The 18,515-nt window shown below is 63.4% G+C and carries 17 protein-coding genes; 14 read left to right on the top strand and 3 right to left on the bottom strand.

Translation table 11 applies throughout. From position 1 onward, the window contains the following. Positions 1-82: 82 nt before the first annotated feature. The 4 genes from IPL79_19005 to IPL79_18990 are packed head-to-tail and all read left to right on the top strand — an operon-like array spanning position 83 to position 5,862. Positions 83-1,498 carry an insulinase family protein gene (locus IPL79_19005; protein MBK9073063.1) on the top strand — a complete coding sequence of 472 codons (1,416 nt, stop codon included), beginning with the start codon at positions 83-85 and terminating at the stop codon, positions 1,496-1,498. Beyond that, a complete protein-coding gene (locus tag IPL79_19000) occupies positions 1,495-3,795 on the top strand; it encodes an insulinase family protein (protein ID MBK9073062.1) in 2,301 nt (766 codons plus the stop codon). Before IPL79_19005 ends, IPL79_19000 begins: the two co-directional genes overlap by 4 nt. After that, positions 3,792-5,189 carry a DUF4105 domain-containing protein gene (locus IPL79_18995; protein MBK9073061.1) on the top strand — a complete coding sequence of 466 codons (1,398 nt, stop codon included), beginning with the start codon at positions 3,792-3,794 and terminating at the stop codon, positions 5,187-5,189. Before IPL79_19000 ends, IPL79_18995 begins: the two co-directional genes overlap by 4 nt. A gap of 13 nt (positions 5,190-5,202) precedes the next feature. After that, positions 5,203-5,862, top strand: a complete 660-nt coding sequence (locus tag IPL79_18990; GenBank protein ID MBK9073060.1) for a hypothetical protein — start codon at positions 5,203-5,205, stop codon at positions 5,860-5,862. A gap of 33 nt (positions 5,863-5,895) precedes the next feature. On the opposite strand, the gene IPL79_18985 is transcribed toward IPL79_18990, so the two are convergent. Beyond that, positions 5,896-7,161 carry a trypsin-like serine protease gene (locus tag IPL79_18985; protein MBK9073059.1) on the bottom strand — a complete coding sequence of 422 codons (1,266 nt, stop codon included), beginning with the start codon at positions 7,159-7,161 and terminating at the stop codon, positions 5,896-5,898. Between the two features lie 90 nt (positions 7,162-7,251). Between IPL79_18985 and IPL79_18980 the strand changes: the two genes are divergently transcribed. The 8 genes from IPL79_18980 (at position 7,252) to IPL79_18945 (ending at position 14,937) form a co-directional block, all read left to right on the top strand. Beyond that, entirely contained in the window at positions 7,252-8,118 is an 867-nt protein-coding gene (locus IPL79_18980; protein ID MBK9073058.1) for an acyl-CoA thioesterase II, read from the top strand. 50 nt (positions 8,119-8,168) lie between these two features. Continuing rightward, complete coding sequence (gene thrA / locus IPL79_18975; protein MBK9073057.1) at positions 8,169-10,661, top strand: bifunctional aspartate kinase/homoserine dehydrogenase I; 2,493 nt, start codon at positions 8,169-8,171, stop codon at positions 10,659-10,661. A 26-nt stretch (positions 10,662-10,687) separates the two neighbouring features. Then, a complete protein-coding gene (locus IPL79_18970; GenBank protein ID MBK9073056.1) occupies positions 10,688-11,623 on the top strand; it encodes a homoserine kinase in 936 nt (311 codons plus the stop codon). 24 nt (positions 11,624-11,647) lie between these two features. Further along, positions 11,648-12,955, top strand: coding sequence for a threonine synthase (thrC, locus tag IPL79_18965; GenBank protein MBK9073055.1), 1,308 nt, complete (start codon positions 11,648-11,650; stop codon positions 12,953-12,955). Positions 12,956-13,094: 139 nt separating this feature from the next. After that, the gene (locus IPL79_18960; GenBank protein ID MBK9073054.1) at positions 13,095-13,697 is read left to right on the top strand and encodes a hypothetical protein; all 603 of its coding nucleotides are present in this window, start codon (positions 13,095-13,097) and stop codon (positions 13,695-13,697) included. Between the two features lie 40 nt (positions 13,698-13,737). Next, the gene (locus IPL79_18955) at positions 13,738-14,334 is read left to right on the top strand and encodes a hypothetical protein (GenBank protein ID MBK9073053.1); all 597 of its coding nucleotides are present in this window, start codon (positions 13,738-13,740) and stop codon (positions 14,332-14,334) included. A gap of 121 nt (positions 14,335-14,455) precedes the next feature. Next, entirely contained in the window at positions 14,456-14,668 is a 213-nt protein-coding gene (locus IPL79_18950; GenBank protein ID MBK9073052.1) for a hypothetical protein, read from the top strand. After that, entirely contained in the window at positions 14,668-14,937 is a 270-nt protein-coding gene (locus IPL79_18945) for a type II toxin-antitoxin system RelE/ParE family toxin (GenBank protein ID MBK9073051.1), read from the top strand. Before IPL79_18950 ends, IPL79_18945 begins: the two co-directional genes overlap by 1 nt. Positions 14,938-14,971: 34 nt before the next feature. Here the strand turns inward: IPL79_18945 and IPL79_18940 are convergent, their stop codons facing one another. After that, on the bottom strand, positions 14,972-15,304 hold the full coding sequence (locus tag IPL79_18940) for a hypothetical protein (GenBank protein MBK9073050.1): 333 nt from the start codon (positions 15,302-15,304) through the stop codon (positions 14,972-14,974). A gap of 124 nt (positions 15,305-15,428) precedes the next feature. Here IPL79_18940 and IPL79_18935 point away from each other — a divergent pair, with 124 nt between their 5' ends. Beyond that, the gene (locus IPL79_18935; protein ID MBK9073049.1) at positions 15,429-16,613 is read left to right on the top strand and encodes a hypothetical protein; all 1,185 of its coding nucleotides are present in this window, start codon (positions 15,429-15,431) and stop codon (positions 16,611-16,613) included. Here IPL79_18935 and IPL79_18930 read toward each other — a convergent pair. Then, positions 16,602-17,684 carry a hypothetical protein gene (locus tag IPL79_18930; protein ID MBK9073048.1) on the bottom strand — a complete coding sequence of 361 codons (1,083 nt, stop codon included), beginning with the start codon at positions 17,682-17,684 and terminating at the stop codon, positions 16,602-16,604. The genes IPL79_18935 and IPL79_18930 overlap by 12 nt on opposite strands. Before the next feature lie 103 nt (positions 17,685-17,787). Between IPL79_18930 and IPL79_18925 the strand changes: the two genes are divergently transcribed. Next, positions 17,788-18,501 carry a Type 1 glutamine amidotransferase-like domain-containing protein gene (locus tag IPL79_18925; GenBank protein ID MBK9073047.1) on the top strand — a complete coding sequence of 238 codons (714 nt, stop codon included), beginning with the start codon at positions 17,788-17,790 and terminating at the stop codon, positions 18,499-18,501. Positions 18,502-18,515: the final 14 nt, after the last annotated feature.

The raw sequence follows: 18,515 nt of genomic DNA, 5'->3' as shown, positions 1-18,515 counted from the left end.
CGATATATTGCGCCGGAGATCGACAAAAGCACCCAGCCCGTGTCGCGACCCCACTGGGCGGGCGGTAGGGTGCCGCGCATCTATGCCAACTCGCCTTGGATGCCAAGTACTGTTCGCCGCGTCAATCATGGTGGCGTCCACCACCGCCACAGGAACGCGCTTGGCGCTTGCCGATGTGGCGCTGCCTAGCGCCGAGGTTCAAACCGCCGAGCTGCCCAATGGCCTGCAGGTGGTCGTGGTGACGCGCACGAGCGCACCGCTCGTCGCCGTCCAGATTTGGTACAAGGTCGGCTCAAAGGACGAGTCCAAAACGCGGCGCGGTACCGCCCACATGTTTGAGCATCTCATGTTCATGGGCTCGACGGGCGTGCGTCCCGACGATCACGCGCGCATGCTCAATCGCGTCGGTGGCTACGTCGGCGCCACGACCACCGAGGACGCAACCTATTTCCAAAACGTCGTGCCTAAGGCGTATCTCGCGACGGTGCTGCAGCTCGAGGCCGACCGCATGCGCGGGCTCGTGTTTCAGCCTGAGGCGCTTGCGGCCGCGCGCGGCGCGATGCAGCGCGAGCTTCGCCAGTTGCTGGCAGCGCCGGTGACCAAGGGCCTGCTCACCTTTTTGGCCACCGCCTTTCGCAGCCATCCTTATGCGTGGACGGCCGACGGTAGCGCCGCCGATGTCGACGCGATTGACGAGGCGACCTTGCGCGCGTTTTACGACGCGTACTATCAACCTAACAACGCGCTGCTCGTGGTCGTCGGCGACACGACGCTCGCCGAGGTGGTTGCCGGCGCGACGAAATTTTTTGGTCCGATCGCGGCGGCAGGCCAGCCTCCGCGTCCCGCTGACGCCGCCCTCGAGCCGGCGCAAACGGCGCCGCGCACCGTCACTGCCGAGGCCAGCGCGGTGGGCATGATCATGGTTGGATTTCCCATTCCGCGCGGAGGTCACGCCGACATTGCGCCGCTGCGCGTAATCTCGGCGCTGCTCGGCGATGGGCCGGCTTCGCGACTTGCGCGCCGCATGAGCCGGGCCGATGGCGCGACCAAAGGGCCGTTGGCGTTTCAAACCTCATCGCCTATCTTGGTGCGCGAACACCCAAGCCAGCTCATCGCCTTTGCCGCCTTTCTCGATCCTGCGAGCCGCGAGGCGGTGCAGGCCGCGATCTTAGACGAGGTGGCTCGCTTGGCCTCGCGTGACGTCGACGAGAAGGACCTTGCCTTGGTGAAGGCGCGGCTAATCGATGGCGCGATGCGACAGCTCGAACGCAGCAGCGACCTGGCCCAGCTGCTTGGCAATAGCTGGATCGTCAACGGCGACCCCGCGGCGTTCGCGACGCAGCTCACCCAAATGGCGCGGGTCAGCGCCGCCGACATTCGGCGCGTGGCGGCGACGCACCTCGACGCCCAGCGCGCGACGATTGCCTATGTTCCGCCGTCGACCTCGCCCGCTGCGGCTGTCACCCCCCTCTCAACGCCGAAGAAGGCTACGCCATGAAACGATCGCCCAACCATAATAATTTGCGCGCCTCGATCGCGCTGCTCGCTTGCGGCGCCGCGGCCTTGCTGTTTGTAGCGTGTGCCAAACCCGTCGCCTCAAAAGGGCTCAGCCTGCCGAGCGTGGGCGTGAGCGATGCCGTCGCGGTTGCGGCCGATGACCCATGGGCGGGGCGTGAAGATCTAATCAAGCCACCCGAGTTCGCACCGCTAGCCGCGGTGGCATTGCCGCCAATCACGCAGTTTAAGCTGCCAAACGGCATGAAGGTCCTGATCGTCGCCAAGGCGGATGCGCCGGTGCTCAGCGTCCAGTTGGCGATTGCCAATGGCTGGAGCGCCGACCCCGCAGATCAACCAGGCCTCGCCGCGTTCGTCGCGCAAATGTTGCTGCGCGGTACGACCAAGCGAGACGCGGCGGCCTTCGCGCGCGCGATTGCGGCGACGGGAGGTTCGCTGGCCAGCGATGCCAGCTACGAGGCAACAGTTTTAAAATGCGACGCGCAGGCCGCCCACCTCGCGACCTGCCTCTCGTTGATGCATGAGGCCCTCGCCGCGCCCGCGTTTGCGCCGGCGGAAATGCCGTCCGTTGGCGAGCGCCTCGCGGGCCAAGTGCAGGCGACCGAGGAGAGTGCCGCGGCGATGGCCGCCGTGCATGCTCAGAATCTCTTGTGGAGCAACGATCATCCCCGCGGGCGCGTGATGAGCATGGCGAGCCTGCGCAGCATTTCGCAGGGCGACTTGCGCGCGTGGCATGCCGCCGCCAATCGCCCGGAGCGTGCGACGCTGGTCGTGGTCGGCAATGTCGCCGCGCCCTCGGCTAAGCGCACCATCACCGCACAATTCGCTGGATGGCGAGGCCAAGGCCGCGCGGTAGCGCCAGCAACTGCGGCGAGCCCCATTGCGAACCGCACCCTGCGACTAATCGACATGCCAGGTCAGGCGCAGGCACAAATCGCCGTGGCGCTACCCGGCATCGCGCACCAGGATTCTCGCTTCTTTGACACCTTGGTGTGGAACCACGTGCTCGGCGGTGGCGCGGGCGCACGCCTGATCCGCAGCCTGCGCAGTGACGGCGCCGGCGGCGGCGCACCCTCCGCAACAACGACCTTCGATCGCAACCGCGAGCGCGGCGCGTGGGTTGCAACCGCGGCGACCCGCACCAGCGAGGCAGCGGCCACGCTAACCATGTTGCTTCGCGAGATCAAGAAGATGCAGAGCGAGGGCCCAAGCGCAGGAGAGGTGGACGAGGCCGTCGCCTACCTCGGTGGCAGCTATGGACTACGCTTTGAGACCGCGAGCGCCATTGCCAGCAGCCTGCTCGCCGCGGAGTTGCATGACTTCGATGCCGCGTATGTCGAAAATTTTCCCGTGGTGCTCGACAAGTCGGATCAAGCCAGCGTCGCCGGCGCGGCGGCCGAGCTCCTTGGTACCACCAGCATCGCGATCGCGATTGTCGGCGATGCCGCGAAGATCGCGCCGCAGCTCGATAAGCTAAAGCTCACTTACGAGCGCGCCTCCATCCGCGATGTCGTAACGCCGGTAGCGAGGCGTGAGCTGCCCGAAGACCCCAAGCTCGCCGCCAAGGCGCGGGCCCTGCTCGACGCGGCGCTCGCCAAGAAAGGCGGCCGCGCCGCGCTGGCCGCGCGCAAATCCCTGCGCCTGACCGCCAGCGGCGCGATGAAGCGATCGTCGCAGGTGGTCGACGTCGACATCACCCGCCTGTGGTCGCTGCCGAGCGACTCGCGCGTCGACCTCGTGCTCAACAAGTCGATTCGCATCAGCTATGCGATGGGCGCCGGCGGCGCGTGGCAAGATACGCCCAAGGGCCTGGTCGACGTCGCGGCGATCGACGCCGACACGGTCGAACGCGAGCGTTGGCTTGATCCCGATTTCATCTTGCTGCGCCATCTCGCGCCGGGGGCGCAGGTGCGCTGGGTTGGCCAAGAAAAGGTCGACGGCACGACGCTGACCAAGGTCAACGTCACCTCACCCGACAAGCGCTTCACCGCGACCCTGTTTGTCGACGACAAGACCAAGCTCGTCACCATGGTCGCATTTCCCGAGGGCGCCGGCGTTGGCACGATTAGCCTTGAGGACTATAAGCCAATAGGCGGCATCCTGGTCGCGCACAAGCGCACCACGCTGGGCGGCGACGAGACGGTGACACTGGTGATTTCCAAGTTCGAGTGGAACGTCGCGGTTGATCCCGCGCAGTTTAAGAAGCCGGCGGTCAGCGCCAATGCCAGCCCGGCGATGGGCCGCGACGCCGACACCACGAAAGAGACGCCGGGGCCATGACTCGCCTGCGCTGCCTGCCCCCGTCGGGACGCTTATGGTACGCCGCTGCGCTCGCGCTCGGCTTTGCGATCGCAACCGCCACGACCGCGCTTGGCCAGCCGCGGCAGCTGCGCGCCGCCGACTACAACGGGCAAATTCCACCCAGCGCCGAGCCACCGCGGGTTGACCTCTACACCTTCGAGCGCGGCCCGGTGATTTTTGAAAAGTATGGCCACGCCGCCTTGTGCCTGCACTATGAACACGCCCCCGGCGACGTTTGTTTAAACTACGGCGTCACTGATTTTGCCAACGCCAAGGGGCTGGTGTGGGGCTTCTTGCGCGGCACGACAAAATTTTGGGTCGAACCCGCGGCGCTGGAAGAAACCCTTCGCTTCTACACTTGGGAAGACCGCACCATTTGGCGCCAGATCTTGCCAACCACGCCAGCGCAGGCGCGCGCGCTCGAGGCCAAGCTGTGGGGCGACCTCCATGAAAGCCGCCGCTACTACGAATACGATCACTTCTTTGACAACTGCACGACGCGGCTGCGCGACATGATCGACGACACCTTTGCCGGCGCGCTGCGCGCGGACGCAGCTAAGCCCGATCCTGCCGACCTCCGCACCTTTCGCGAGCTCGGCTACAGCGGGCTGGCCGAGTTTCCTCCGCTGCTCGCGATTTCCGATTTCGCCGTCGGGCGCGACATCGATGTGCCGCCGACGCTCTACGAAAAAATGTTTCTCCCTGACGAAGTGCGCATCAACGTCGCGACTCGGCTCGGCGTCGTGCCCGAACTAATCTATCAGCGTCGCGGGCCCCCGTTTCCCTCTGAGGGGAGCAAGGGTCGCGAGGTCGTGGCGTTGATTGGCCTCGGCGCCGCCGCGCTGATCGCGCTCGCGCTGTGGCGGCGACGCCTTACGCGCACGGCGCTCGCCATCGCGATGGTGCCAACGCTTTTCATGGGGCTTGTGATCTGGACGCTCGTCGCGATCAGCGCGATTCCCAGCCTGCGCATCAATGAGGTGGCCTTGATGTATTGGCCCATTGATGTCGCTATCCTTTTCCTCGCGTGGCCGCGCAAGCAACTCTACGCGCGCATCAAGGTTGGCGTATTGGCGGCGGTCGCATGGCTGGCCGTGGTCGGCGTGCTGCGGCAGCCTGTGGGCGCCAATGGCCATGATTGGTCTGCCTTTTCTGGTGCTCGCGCTGATGGGGCATCGAGGCGGTGCCAACGCCGGTCGTCCGGACAAAGTGCAGCTACCCAAGCGTCCCAGCGGCGTGATCGCGCGCGGCGCCGCGAAGCGCTAGGGCCACGCCTCCCCACTATCGGCGGGTCAACTGGCCACCACGGTGCGGCCATCGCTCGCAAATTCGTATACTTGCGTCCGCTCGACATTGGTCTGTTATTTGCTTAGTAAGTCGGACAATATGAAATCAATCCGACAAATCATCACCGCCACCGCAATTCTGCTTGCCCTCGGCGCACCAGGCGACTCCGCCGAAGCCGGCTCGCGAAAACAGATCGCCAGCAAGCCTGCGCGCGCGCCGATCTCCACGCGCGCAACGACCCTCATTGGCGCCAAGCTAAAACAACGCGTCAAAGCCACGGGTCACCAAAGCGGTCGCCTTAAGCTAAACCAGTCCGAGATCGCCGGAATCTCGGACGCCGAGCTTGCCGCTGCCGAGCCCGAGTTTGCGCGCGCGGGAATCAAACTCTCCAATCGCACCACCGTGGTTCACGTCGACGGTTCCGGGCCGACACAGGCGACCTGGTATTTTCGCGCGTTAAACCAACGCGCCAAACCTGGCGCCGTCAAGCCGAGTGGCAAGACGCTGCGCCGGATCGGCCGGCCCAAGGCGGCCGCCACCTATGCCGAAATTAAGACCTTTATCGCGGAACAAGGCCAAGCAAGTGGCGAGCTTTTCTATCACGTTGGCAATGACGCCGAGCTCGGCATGGACACGATGACTTATATTGAAGATCAGGTCGCGCCCTTGCTGCGCAACGACAACATTCGAATCTTTACGACGCTGATCGAGGCAGGTAGCAAGGCCGTGCGCGTTCGCTATCAACTGACCACGCCGTAGCGTCGCGCGCGAAGGCCCCGAGCCTAGGCGGGGCTAAGCGCCGCTCGACGACCTTGCGACGCGCCGCCTGAACATGCCAAAGAAGAGCGCCGCCAGCGCTACAATCAGCCCCGCCGGCTCGCCGCCGCTGCAGCCAGCACAGCCGCCGTCACCACCCACGGCGGCAACGCACTCGCCGCCCGTCGCCGCCGCGGCCAGATCGCACGATGCATCGCCAGGACACACCTCGTCATTTTCGCACGGCAACGTGCAAAGCCCCGCGGCGCCGCAATAAGCCGAGGCGCAATCGTCGTCGCCGACGCATGCGTCACCAAATTCCCCCGGGGCCAATTCTTCGCACATGCCGGCGGGGCTGCACTCAAAACGCCCGAAGAGAGGCGCGCAGTCTTCATCTACGTCGCAGCCGCAGTCAATGTCTACGCCGCCTGTGCAGTCCTCGTTGCAGACCCCGTCGACTTGGCATAACAGCTGAGGCGCCTCGTCGGCAAAAAAAGCAAGCGCGCGATGAGGGACTGCATACATGCCATAGGTCGAACAAAACTCGTCACCGACAAAGGAGGCGATGCCCGTTACGGTCGCGGTACCATTCAGGTTGACGAAGGCCGGCCCGCCGCTATCGCCAAAGCAAACGCCGGTCTCGTCAATCATGTTCGTGCAGACAAACATCTCGTCGAACGTGCGACCAGCTAAGATGGCCTCAATATCTTCATCCGTGGCGCCCTGGTCGCGAAAGGCGTCCCACAGCACCTCACACGAAATGGTGGGTTCGGTGGATAGGTAGCGCAACGTACCTGCGGTGCCGCTATCGGAGGGATCGGAGGTGCCAAACCCCACCGCCTGCAGCGGCGATTGTACCGGTAACGGCGGCAACCATATTGGCGAGGGCGCGCGGTCATCGACCTCCTCTTGCAAAAAGAGCAAGGCCACGTCGACCCCCAGGGTATACTCCACGTCGTAGCTCGCATCGCGGACCGAGTGGGCGACGGCGATCGCGCGGCCTTGGCTGGCCTGCGGCGTTAGGCCATCCACGATCACCCAGATCGTTTCGTACTGGTCGTCGAGCTCTTGGCAATGTGCCGCGGTCAAGACGATGTCGGGCGCCACCAGGGTGCCGGTGCAGAAGGTCTGAAAGACCTCGGGACCGCTTTCGATGGCCAGCGCCACCACCGTCGGAAATTGACCGGCCGTCGCAACGCTGCCACCGATGATGGGATCTGTCCGCGGCGCGAGGGAGGGCCCACCATTACCACATGCCACGGCGCTCGCGAGTGCCCCAGCCAACGACGCGGCATATTTCATGATCGATGCGTATCACAGGTCCCGGGCAAGTCGACCACAATTTCTTCGCGCCGGCCTAACATGGCGTGAATTAGCCGCTACAGTCATTTCATGGCAGACAAGCTGGGGGCGCTAATCGAGTTGCTGTCGCTCGAACGCATCGAAGACAACGTCTTTCGCGGCGAAAGCCAAGACTTGGGCTGGGGCGCGGTGTTTGGCGGCCAGGTGCTGGGCCAGGCCCTCTCGGCGGCGGGACAGACCGTGGCGCCGGGGCGGCTCGCCCACTCGTTGCACGCGTATTTCTTGCGCCGCGGCGACGTCACGCAGCCTATCCTTTATCAGGTCGAGCGCCTGCGCGATGGCGGCTCGTTTAGCGCCCGCCGCGTCGCGGCGATCCAACACGGCGAGCATATCCTACATATGACCGCGTCATTTCAGGAGCACGAAGCCGGGTTCGAGCACCAAGATCCGTTTCCCGACGGGCCGGTGCCAGCGCCCGAGTCGCTGCCGACGGAGGCCGCACGGCTCGCCAAATTCGGCCATGTCCTGCCACGCCCCTTGGTCGAACGCTTAAGCGCGCTTGGCGCGTTCGACTTGCGTACCGATGACCCCGAAGAGTCGCCCATCGCGCCCACGCCACGTCTCCCCCGGCGGCAGATCTGGATGAAGGCCAATGGCGTCGTTTCGGCCAATCCGGCGCTGCAACGGTGTTTGCTGGCGTATGTCTCAGATTTTACATTTATGACCACGTCGCTCATGCCACACGGCAAGGCGGTGCTATCGCCGGGCCTGCAAGCCGCCTCGATCGATCACGCCATGTGGTTTCACCGCCCATTTGCGATCGACGAGTGGCTGCTGCACACCGTAGAAAGCCCGACCGCGCAGGGTGCTCGCGGTCTCGCACGAGGTCGCATTTTCTCGCGCGATGGTCGCCTGGTTACCACCACCGCCCAAGAGGGCCTCATTCGCATGCGATAGTGCCGCAGACGTGGCACTAGCGCGCGCAGGCTGATACGATCAGGCACCGAATGCGCGTACTCAAATTTGGTGGGTCCTCGGTCGCGAATGCCGGACGCATCGCGAGCGTCATCGAAATCGTCAAGCGCGCCAACCACGCGGAGGCGCCACTCACCGTCGTCGTCTCGGCGTTCTCGGGCGTCACCGATGCCTTGCTGGGCATGGTTCGGCAGGCCGCCGTGGGCGACGAGGCCTATCTCGCGCGCGCCGACGCGTTACGCGAGCAGCATCGCGCGGCGGCGGGCGAGTTGTGCGGCACGCTCGGCGGCGAGTTCGCCGCGGGCCTGGAGGCGATGCATGCCGATCTGGTCAAGCTGCTGCAAGGCGCCGCGCTGCTGCGCGAAGCCTCGGCGCAAACGCTCGATCAGGTCGCTGGCTTTGGCGAGCGCAACTCGGCGTTTATCATTGCGCACGCGATGTGCGCTAAGGGGCTGCCTGCGCAGTTTCTCGACGCCCGCCGCGTGATCCGCACCGACGCGCACTTTGGCGCCGCGCACGTCGACGTCGCGGCTACCGATGCCGCCGTCGCCGCGCATTACGCGTCGCATGCAATCTTGCAGGTGGTGACTGGTTTTATCGGCAGCACCAAGGATAACCAGACCACCACGCTTGGCCGCGGCGGCAGCGACTACACCGCGGCGATCTTGGCGGCTTCGCTGCGCGCCTCAGTCGTCGAGATCTGGACCGACGTCGACGGCGTGATGACCGCAGATCCGCGCAAGGTTGCGCGCGCCTTCTCGATTCCCAAGATGACCTATGCCGAGGCGCTCGAGATGTCGCACTTTGGCGCCAAGGTGATCTACCCGCCAACCATCCTGCCCGCACTCAAAAACAACATCCCGCTGCTGATCAAGAACACCTTCAACCCCGCGCATCCCGGCACGCTGGTGTCGCACGAGAGCCCCGAGGCCGGCACCGCGGTGCGCGGCATCTCATCGGTGTCACACGTCGCGCTACTCACGCTGCAAGGCAGCGGCATGGTCGGCGTGCCAGGCACCGCCGCGCGCCTGTTCGCAGGGCTCGCGCAGCACGACGTCAACGTGATCTTGATTACCCAGGGCTCGAGCGAGCACAGCATCACGTTCGCCGTTACCCCCGAGGCGGCGGCAATTGCCAAGCATGCGGTTCAAGCTGCCTTTGCGCTCGAATTGGCGAGCAAGCTCGTCGAGCCGGTGCGCGTCGAAACCGACATGGCGGTTGTCGCCGTCATCGGCGAGGGCATGCGAACGCGGCCCGGGGTCGCGGGACGCTTATTCTCGGCGCTTGGCGCCAACGGCATCAACACCGTCGCCATCACGCAGGGCAGCTCCGAACTCAACATTTCGGTGGTGATTCCGCGACTTGACGAGGGCAAGGCGCTCGCGGCGCTGCACGAGGCGTTCTTTCTTTCCAAGACCAAGGAGCTCAATCTTTTTCTCATCGGCACCGGCGTGGTCGGAAAAACCCTATTGGCGCAGATCGACATGCACGCCGACTTTTTGCGTCAGCACCGCGGCGTGCAGGTCAATGTTATCGCGATTGCCGATAGCAAGCGCATGGTGTTTGACCGGCAGGGTCTGCCACTTGCGAACTGGACGCAGCGGTTAGCTGCCGACGGCCGCCCCACCTCGCTGCCTGCCTTTGTCGACGAGATGATCGCTTGCCGCCTTCCGAGCAGCATCTTCATTGATTGCACGGCAAGCGAGGCCGTGCCGGCCTTATACAGCGACATCTTACAGGCGAGCATTTCGATCTCGACCCCGAACAAGATCGCCATGTCGTCCGACTTGGCGCGTAGTCGCGAGCTCAAGGCCCTCGCCGAGCGCCGTGGCGTGATCTTGGGTTATGAAACCAATGTCGGCGCAGGGCTGCCGGTGATTACGACGCTCAATGACTTGCTGCAAAGCGGCGATCGCATCATCAAGCTTGAGGGCGTGCTTTCGGGTTCGCTTTCGTACGTGTTTAATCACTGGAAACCGGGCACGCCTTTTAGCGCGCTGGTCGCGCAGGCCAAATCGCTGGGCTATACCGAGCCCGATCCGCGGCAAGACCTAAGCGGCCACGATGTACGGCGCAAGCTGCTCATCTTGGGGCGCGAGTGCGGCCTGCCGCTGCTGCAAGACAACGTCACCATCGATAATTTCATCGTCAATGGTGCGGGGCACGGCGCCGCCGCGTTTGCCGCCCCCGATGCCGCGACGTTTATGAACGAACTCGCCGCATGCGATGACGCGCTTGGCGAAAAATTAGCGGAGGCAACGGCTAGTGACCGCGTGCTTCGCTTTGCCGCGAGCTTAGACCACGGCCGCGCCCGCATCGGCGTGCAGGCCTTCGAGCGCGAACATCCCTTTGCCTCGCTCGGCGGTAGCGAAAACATGCTGGTCTTCACCACCGAGCGCTACAAAGATCGCCCGCTCGTCATCCGCGGCCCCGGCGCCGGCGCCGACGTCACGGCGGCCGGCGTCTTCGCCGAGGTGTTGCGCATTGGCGCCACGTTGTTTTCTGGGCGGAGCAATTCCTGGTGAGCCGCGCAAGCGGGCGTAGCGCGCGGCTGCAGCGCGTGGAGGCGTTTTCGCCGGCGACCGTCGCTAACGTTGCCTGCGGCTTTGATATCTTGGGATTTGCCATTGATGCGCCAGGCGACATCGTGATCGCCGAGCGCGGTAGCCGGCCAGGCCTGCGCTTTGCCGACGATGAGCCCAACGACGGCTTTCCACGCGAACTCAAGGCGAACACCGCGGGCTTTGCCGCGTGGTCGCTACTGCAGCATCTCGGTGAGGGCAAAACCTCGATCACGTTGCGGCTGCAAAAAGGAATGGCGCGCGGCACGGGCCTTGGCTCCAGCGCCGCCAGCGCGGCCGCCGCCGTTGTCGCGGTCAATACCCTGCTCGGCATGCCGCTACCCAAGCAAGCGCTGCTTCGCTTTGCGGTCGCCGGTGAGCAAAAAGCCGACGGCGCGTGGCACGCCGACAATGTCGCGCCCAGCCTGCTCGGAGGCATGATCTTGATTCGCGACAATGCGGCGCTCGATGTGATTTCGCTGCCGTACCCCAAGGCGTTGCACGCGGTGGTGGTGCATCCGGCGGTGCAAATTCTTACTGCCGATGCGCGCCGCGTGCTGGCGCCAAAGGTCCCAAGGGCGCAATGGATCGCGCAGTCTGGCGATCTAGCCGCCCTCATCGCCGCGCTGTGCCTTGGCGATCTAGCCTTGCTTGGCCGTTGTCTTAACGATCACATCATCGAGCCGCAGCGCAAGCATCTCATTCCAAAGTACGACGCGGTCAAGGCCGCCGCGCTTGCCGCCGGCGCGCTTGGTGCGGGCATCTCCGGCTCGGGACCTTCGATGTTCGCGCTGGCCGCCAGTCGCGTCGTCGCGAAACGCGTCGCCACCGCGATGCAGGCCGTGTTTCGCAAGGCGCGGCTGCCGTGCAACGCATGGGTGTCGCCGATCAACGCCACGGGCGCCTACGTCAAGTCAGCCTCTTAGCTCGCTCCTACAATAACCAACGCCATGAACTGGATCAGCACGCGCCACCAGGCACCGCCCACAACCTTTCGCGACGCCGTCTTGCAATCGCTCGCGCCCGACGGCGGCCTTTACATGCCAGCGCACATCGCCCCGTTGTCCGCCGCCGCGCTCGCCTCGCTGCGCACCGCGACAATCCCCGAAATTGCCACCACCGTCATGGCGCATATCATCGGCGATGAAATCCCGCGCGCCGAAATTGCCGCCATGGCCGCACGTGCGTTTACGTTTGCCGCGCCACTGGTGCCGCTTGACGCCTCCACGTCGGTGCTCGAGCTCTTCCACGGCCCCTCGCTCGCGTTCAAAGATTTCGCGGCGCAGTGGATGGGCCAGCTCCTCGCCTACTTCCATCAGGGTGGCACCGCAGGCCAGCCACCATTGACCGTCCTCGTCGCCACCAGCGGCGATACTGGCGGCGCCGTGGCCGCGGCATTTCACAATCTGCCAGGCTTTCGCGTCGTGATCCTTTACCCCAATGGCGGCGTCAGCGAGTTGCAGGAAAAGCAACTCACGTCGTGGGGCGACAACGTAGCAGCATTTGCCGTCGACGGCGCCTTCGACGACTGCCAACGCCTGGTCAAGCAAGCCTTCGCCGACGCCGCGCTGCGCGCTCACGTGCCGTTGGTGTCATGCAACTCGATCAACGTCGCGCGCTGGCTGCCGCAAGCCGTTTACTATTTCGCCGCCGCGGCGCAGCGGCCCGCCGGTGAGCCGCTGGTGTTTTGCGTGCCGAGTGGCAACCTTGGCAATCTCGCTGCCGGCGTGTTTGCGAAGCGCCTCGGCTTGCCGGTGCATCGTTTTATTGCCGCTACCAATGCCAATGATGCGCTGCCGCGCTATCTGCAAACTGGCGGCTATGAGCCGCATCCCACCATCGCGACCATCTCCAACGCCATGGACGTCGGCGCCCCGAGCAATAGCGAGCGCTTGTTTGCGCTCTACCAAAACGATGTCGAAGCGATGCGCGCCGATATCCTCGGCCACATCAGCACCGACGACGAAACGCGCGCAACCATGCGTGCCGCCCACGCCGATCACGGCATGATCCTCGACCCCCACGGCGCGGTGGCCTTGCACGCGTGGCAGCAACTGCGCGATTGTGCCGATCTTGCCGACGCCCACGGAATCATTTTAGAGACCGCGCATCCGGCAAAGTTTCAAACCGACGTCCAAGCGATCCTTGGCACCAACCTAGCTCTACCCCCAGCACTCGCGACGCTAAGCGGGCATCCAAGCCGCACCGTTATTGCCACGGATTATGCTGACTTGGTGCGTCAATTGAAGCACGCATAGCCACCGCAGATGCCACCTGCGTCGCGGCTTAAGGGGTTGTACGTCCCCTTACAACCTGGCGAACCTGCCTAGACTCCGGCGTTCCAGCGCGCCAAAACGCCGTGCCGGGCGTGGCACACCGATTGCTTATGTCCTCACCATGATGAAACCGATAGCCACTATCGTGGTTGCCCTTGCCTTGGCCACGTTGGCGTCAGCGGCCCACGCCTCTCGATCCAAAACGCCGCTGCTGGCCGAATTTAAGGCCGCCCAAAAACGCGCAGCCAAAATCGTTCGCTCGCCAAAATCCTCGCGCGACAACTTCAGGAGCTTCGGGGCCCGGTCAACCAAGCGCGGCTTCACCGAGACCCTGACCAACAACAAAGTCGACCATTTTCGAACCTCGTTTCTCAAGCCTTCCAAGGAGCTTATCCGCACGATTGAGTTTACGAAACACGCCGATGGCACGCTCATGCGCACCGAGAATCCAGGCATCCAAGAGGTCGCCGGATTTGTGGTCTCAGGGTCGACCTCCGTCATCGAGTCGCCAAATGGCACGCGGCAACCGATGGTCTATGTATTTGTTCATCCGTCAGACTACAGCACGGCTCCGCTTTCTTTTCTGCTCACGCCCACAAGTGAACTCCAGGTATCTGGTCCCATTACTCCAGGCATGAAGCAAAACCGCAAGGCCCTGCTTAAGGCGGTCGAGCCCTACGGCTCGGTCATGTTGACCGCCGCCCGCCGCGCGCTGGCAGACTAGTCGAGCCTTCTACGTCATCAACTACGAGTCGAGAAATCCTATGAATAAAATACCAACTCTCATACTTATCGTTTTCGTCTCCACCTTGGGTTCGGCCGCCCACGCCTCAAGATCCAAAACCCCACTGCAGGCCGAATTTAAGGCCGCCCAAAAGCGCGCTGCCAAAGTCGCGCGCTCGCCAAGATCCCGGCCCTTCCCTGACCTCAACATGAGCATGGGCACCAAGACGCACCGCAACGGATCCACCAAGCTCATGACCAATCCGAGCGCGACCTCATTTACAGTTGCTTCTTACAAGAGCAATGGTGAAATCATCGGCTCAACCACGTTTGAGCAAACGCCGTATGAAATAAAACGAACCAAAATAAGTGGCGAGAAAAGATCAGGCGAGCACGCCTTGAAGTTCGCTGAGTTTGCCGAAGAGGATGCGCAATCTGGCAAGGTAACAATTCGTTCGCACGTAACGATCTCCCACAACGGCCGTGAGCGAGCTACACTTGTGCTTTTTATTCGGTCGCTAAAAGTCCGTGGAACAATTACCCCGGCGATGAAGCAAGATAAAATCGCCTTGATAAAGGCGGCCGCAGACTTTGGCTCAAAAGCGCAACTGATGCTACGTCGCGCCCTCGCCAAGTAACGTAAATTCCGCGGTCAAACACCACCATTTGTGCCCCGGATGGCACGACAAGCGTTTCATCTAACGAGAACCCAAATTCAAACCTTTTAAAACCAAGGTTTTCCATGGTACCCTTGAAACCATGTCTAAGCTGGCAACCCTCTCAACGAGCATCGACCATGATTTGAAAGTCGCGCTAACGCTTTTTTGCAAGCAACGCGGCCTGAAAATCCAAAGTGTCGTCGAGCAGGCGATTCGCGAACAGCTCGAAGATGAAATCGACCTTGCGGCGTATAGAGCCCGGCGCGATGAGGAAGAACTCTCGCTGGCGAGCGTAATCAAGAAACTGAAATGATGCAGCCGGCGTTCGCAGTCGTTTTTAAGCAGAGCGCAGTCAAGGAACTTCACGCCCTGCCCAAAAAGGCGCAAGCGAGAATCTTGGAGGCCGTCCACCTATTGTCGTTCAACCCGCACACCGAGTTGCTGCAGATTAAGAAGCTAAAAGGTGCTAGCTCTCTCTTTCGCGTTCGACTTCAAGACTACCGCGTCATCTATACGATCGAACGTAGCGTAGTAACGATCGCGATAATCAAAATTGGCCACCGCCGCGAGGTCTATCGATAGGTTCACCGCCAGGGCGGCCGAGCGGTAGTACCGCTTACGCCAACCCGATTTTGCCGGTGCGCCGTAGCATCTTGAGGTGCTTGATGAGCGCCTGCCGTTCAATCTTTTCATGCACCTCGGGATGCGTCTCAAGGTAGGCCGACCACGCGGCCTTCATGAACACATCGAGCCCGACACCGGTGTGTGAAGCCAGCTGCGCGGCGTCATAAAGCGCCTGCTCGACGGCCGACTTCGCAATGGGTTCGTCGTCGGCTTCGGCGTCGTCGCCGTCGTCAGATATCTCTAAGGTAAGCTCAACATCGGCAACCTCCTCGCGATCGATATCGCTTAGATCGCGGGCCAAGAGGTTTGCGAGGGGGCTGTTCATAGCCCTAAGAAAAGCACGATCCGCTGACAGCGCAAGGGGCGGCGAGCGATCGGCCCCGCCATCCTGGCATTTAGGGTGGGTCGTCGCCTTGCTTTTGCCGCCCTGGCCCGTACCCTCTGGCCCTATGTCCGACCACCGCTTGGATGCGGATGTCCGCGCTAAGGGCTTTGCCATCCGCCTCGAAGAGGGCGCGAGGCGGCTCGATTTCCGTCACCTTGAGGCTGATAAGATCGACGGCCGCGCCGGCACGCTTCACTATGGCGGCGCCGACGTCCAAATTGAAGGGCTAACCACCAGCTTGGACCACACGCACTGGGCCACGGAAAGCACCGCGTGCAGCCGCGCCTGGATGCGCAGCGAACACGGCTCATTCACGATGAGCGCCGAGCGGTTCGAGATGCCGCGCGGCATGCAGCTCACCAAGTCGGCCGGCGGCGGCATGGAGCTCATTTCGCCCCACGTCTCGCTGTCGGACGTCGGCTTTGAAATCAGCCATGTCGAGCCGACGCAGCTCGCACACCAACTCGAATCGCCTGCGGTCAAGCAGTTTACCAGCGGCCGCATGCAAGACCGCCTGCGCTTTCTCGACGCCCTGCACGGCACGCTCAAGATGACCCTGCAAGTGGAGCTTGAGCTGCCCGTGCTAGGCATGCGCACGCTCGACCAAAAGCTCGACGTGCCTATCCGTGACGGCAGCCTCGATTTCCGCGCGCTCGAGGCCAGCCTGCGCTGGCTGGAAGGCGCCTTCTTAGATTTAAGCCTCGACAACGACGCGCTCGCGCTGCGCTTTGGCGTGCCCATGTTGGCGCGCACCTCACGCGAAATCATCGCTTGGCACCTCGATCCCGACGCGCAATCGCTCGCCGCCTTTGGCCGCATCCCGTTGCGCTGCCTCGGCGATTTTCGACGCGCGCCCGAGCAAGACGACGATGCCAAGAAAAAGCGCTCGACGCTGAGGTCGCTTAAAATGAGCGACATCAAGGTCGACCTCTCGCTCACCGCGCCCCGCGCGCTCGAACTCGGCGACGGCGCGCTGCTCTTTGGCGGCGACAACGAGCCGGGACTGGTCGACGTGCACCTTGACGGCTTCTTGGCCTACCCGCCTGCACCCGGCCTCATCCGCGGCGACATTGGGCTCTTTGATGTCACGGCCAAAGATGTGCCGCTCGGCTCGGCGCGCGTCTCGGTCGATCGATTTCACATCGGGCGCATCGACACCCTCGAATGCAAATTTGATGGCTTTGCCCCCAAGTCGATCATCGCCACCATGGCGCGCGCCACCGCGACCAACCTCTGCCTAGTCATTTAGCGCCGGGCCACGCGCGGCACATTGCAACACGTTTGGATCTGCCGGCGTACCGGCAAAACTTGCGTGGTCAAAGCATTCGACGGTGCCATCGGCGCGCAACCCGCACGTCCCGTTCGCACCCGCATCGATATCCAAAAAACGTCCCGTCAGCGGCGTTTGTGCTTGGCCACCCCAGCATATCGCCTCGCCCTCGGCCGTGAGCGCACACGTGCTCCCACCTCCCGCCGTCAGCTTCACTACATGTTGCGGCAGTTTTGGCGGAAACAAGTGCGTCGACCAAATGGTATTGCCGTCGCCGTAACCCCACGCGCCCCAGCAAACGACGGCGCCCTGCGTGGTGCGCGCGCAGGCGTGATCGTCTCCAACCGCAAAGGTGGTTGCAACCAGGCCTTTTGGCGGATGGCTCCAACTTCGTGGCACGAGGCGACCTGGCTCGCAGGCGTCGTCGGGCACCGGCGCCCACGCAACGTGCTCCAGATCGTCACATAGGATCGGGTCTGGCTGCTCGGCAAAGCCGGCACAGCGGACCTCGCCATTTGCGCGCATGGCGCACGCCGACGAGTAGCCCGCGTCGATGCGCTCAAACGGGCCGCTCGGAATCGCCGTAAAGGCCTCGCTCGACCAACACACCATGTTTTTTTCCAATGTAAGCGCGCAGGCGAAATCACGCCCGACCGCGACGCTTCGAAACCGTAAGGCATCGTCCCAGGTCGGATCGGAGGCCGGGCTCCACTGGCCCCAGCACCGCAAGCGCTGGCTCGCGTCGATCCCGCACGTTGTATACAGCCCCGCGCTGATCGCCGTCATCGCCTCCGCCGGCGGTTTCGACTCACCATGCTCACTGCCTCCCGCACAGTCAACGCGCCCGGCGTCGGTCAAACAGCACCGCTGCATGTAGCCGACGGCAAGCACCGATGGCGGCGGACCCGCAGGATCGTGTGGGCCAGACGGCTCAGCGTGGTCGCTCGCGGAAGCGGCCTCCCCACCAAGCCTGGTCCGATGACCGCAGCCCACCACGAGCAATGAAATCGCCAACCAAGCCTGGCAGTGCTGCCAACCCAATTTTTTCATAACCGTCCCTGGCCGCGACTATTCACCATGGGCTGCGTCGCCGCAAGCGCAGGCGGCTACCTCAGTTACAACGACCACATTCGCTGTGTTACCCTGGCGGCCGATGATTGGTCCGCGTCTTGTCCTCACTGGCGGCTGGGACACCGACAGCCTCGCCGACGGCATCGCGCACTTGCTGGCGGTCACTGCCACCGCGGCGGATCGCCCCATGTTGCTCTTGCCACACGCGTGGCCCGCGGCCAAGCATGAGGCCTATCACGACCGCTTCTGTGAATGGCTCGCACCGCATGGCGTCGCGCCTTCAGCGGTCACCACGTGGACAGACCTGCATGACCGCACTGCGTCCGACCTAGCGCAATTCCGCGCGGTTTTTATCGGTGGCGGCAACACCTTTGCGCTGTGGCACGAGTTTGCCTGCAGCGGCTTCGTGCCGACGCTGCGGGCGCACCTTGCCAGTGGCGCGTGGCTTGGCAGCAACAGCGCCGGCTCGCTGATCCTTGGCCAGGATTTCCGCTACGCGCACGATCCGAATGACGTCGGCCTGGCGACCTTTACCGGCATGCAACAGGTCGGCCGTTACGCCGCGTGGGCACACTATACGCCCGACCCACATGACGCCGAGATTGCCGACTTTTTCGCCACCAGCGGCATCCCGGTCCTCGCCATGGCCAATCACGGTGCGGTCGAGGTCATCGGCAACGTCGCCACGGTGGTGAGCGCGCAGCCAGTCTATGTAGTTACCGATTCGGTCATCGCCCAACTCCATCGTGGCGACATCCTCGACCTCGTCGCAGATCCGCGATTACATTCGCAATGAGCGACGTGCACCCA

The organism is Myxococcales bacterium (assembly GCA_016716835.1).
Lineage (GTDB): Bacteria > Myxococcota_A > Polyangia > Haliangiales > Haliangiaceae > JADJUW01.
The sequence above is the reverse complement of the archived record's forward strand: the minus strand, read 5'-3'. Positions and strand labels throughout refer to the sequence as shown.

Excerpts from the sequence above, each read along its gene's own strand:
- IPL79_18985 (MBK9073059.1), bottom strand. The coding sequence starts at position 7,161 with ATGAAATATGCCGCGTCGTTGGCTGGGGCACTCGCGAGCGCCGTGGCA.
- IPL79_18950 (MBK9073052.1), top strand. The coding sequence starts at position 14,456 with ATGTCTAAGCTGGCAACCCTCTCAACGAGCATCGACCATGATTTGAAA.
- IPL79_18930 (MBK9073048.1), bottom strand. The coding sequence starts at position 17,684 with ATGAAAAAATTGGGTTGGCAGCACTGCCAGGCTTGGTTGGCGATTTCA.
- IPL79_18990 (MBK9073060.1), top strand. The coding sequence starts at position 5,203 with ATGAAATCAATCCGACAAATCATCACCGCCACCGCAATTCTGCTTGCC.
- thrC (MBK9073055.1), top strand. The coding sequence starts at position 11,648 with ATGAACTGGATCAGCACGCGCCACCAGGCACCGCCCACAACCTTTCGC.
- IPL79_18980 (MBK9073058.1), top strand. The coding sequence starts at position 7,252 with ATGGCAGACAAGCTGGGGGCGCTAATCGAGTTGCTGTCGCTCGAACGC.
- IPL79_18995 (MBK9073061.1), top strand. The coding sequence starts at position 3,792 with ATGACTCGCCTGCGCTGCCTGCCCCCGTCGGGACGCTTATGGTACGCC.
- IPL79_18925 (MBK9073047.1), top strand. The coding sequence starts at position 17,788 with ATGATTGGTCCGCGTCTTGTCCTCACTGGCGGCTGGGACACCGACAGC.
- thrA (MBK9073057.1), top strand. The coding sequence starts at position 8,169 with ATGCGCGTACTCAAATTTGGTGGGTCCTCGGTCGCGAATGCCGGACGC.
- IPL79_18935 (MBK9073049.1), top strand. The coding sequence starts at position 15,429 with ATGTCCGACCACCGCTTGGATGCGGATGTCCGCGCTAAGGGCTTTGCC.
- IPL79_19005 (MBK9073063.1), top strand. The coding sequence starts at position 83 with ATGCCAACTCGCCTTGGATGCCAAGTACTGTTCGCCGCGTCAATCATG.
- IPL79_19000 (MBK9073062.1), top strand. The coding sequence starts at position 1,495 with ATGAAACGATCGCCCAACCATAATAATTTGCGCGCCTCGATCGCGCTG.
- IPL79_18940 (MBK9073050.1), bottom strand. The coding sequence starts at position 15,304 with ATGAACAGCCCCCTCGCAAACCTCTTGGCCCGCGATCTAAGCGATATC.
- IPL79_18960 (MBK9073054.1), top strand. The coding sequence starts at position 13,095 with ATGATGAAACCGATAGCCACTATCGTGGTTGCCCTTGCCTTGGCCACG.
- IPL79_18945 (MBK9073051.1), top strand. The coding sequence starts at position 14,668 with ATGCAGCCGGCGTTCGCAGTCGTTTTTAAGCAGAGCGCAGTCAAGGAA.
- IPL79_18955 (MBK9073053.1), top strand. The coding sequence starts at position 13,738 with ATGAATAAAATACCAACTCTCATACTTATCGTTTTCGTCTCCACCTTG.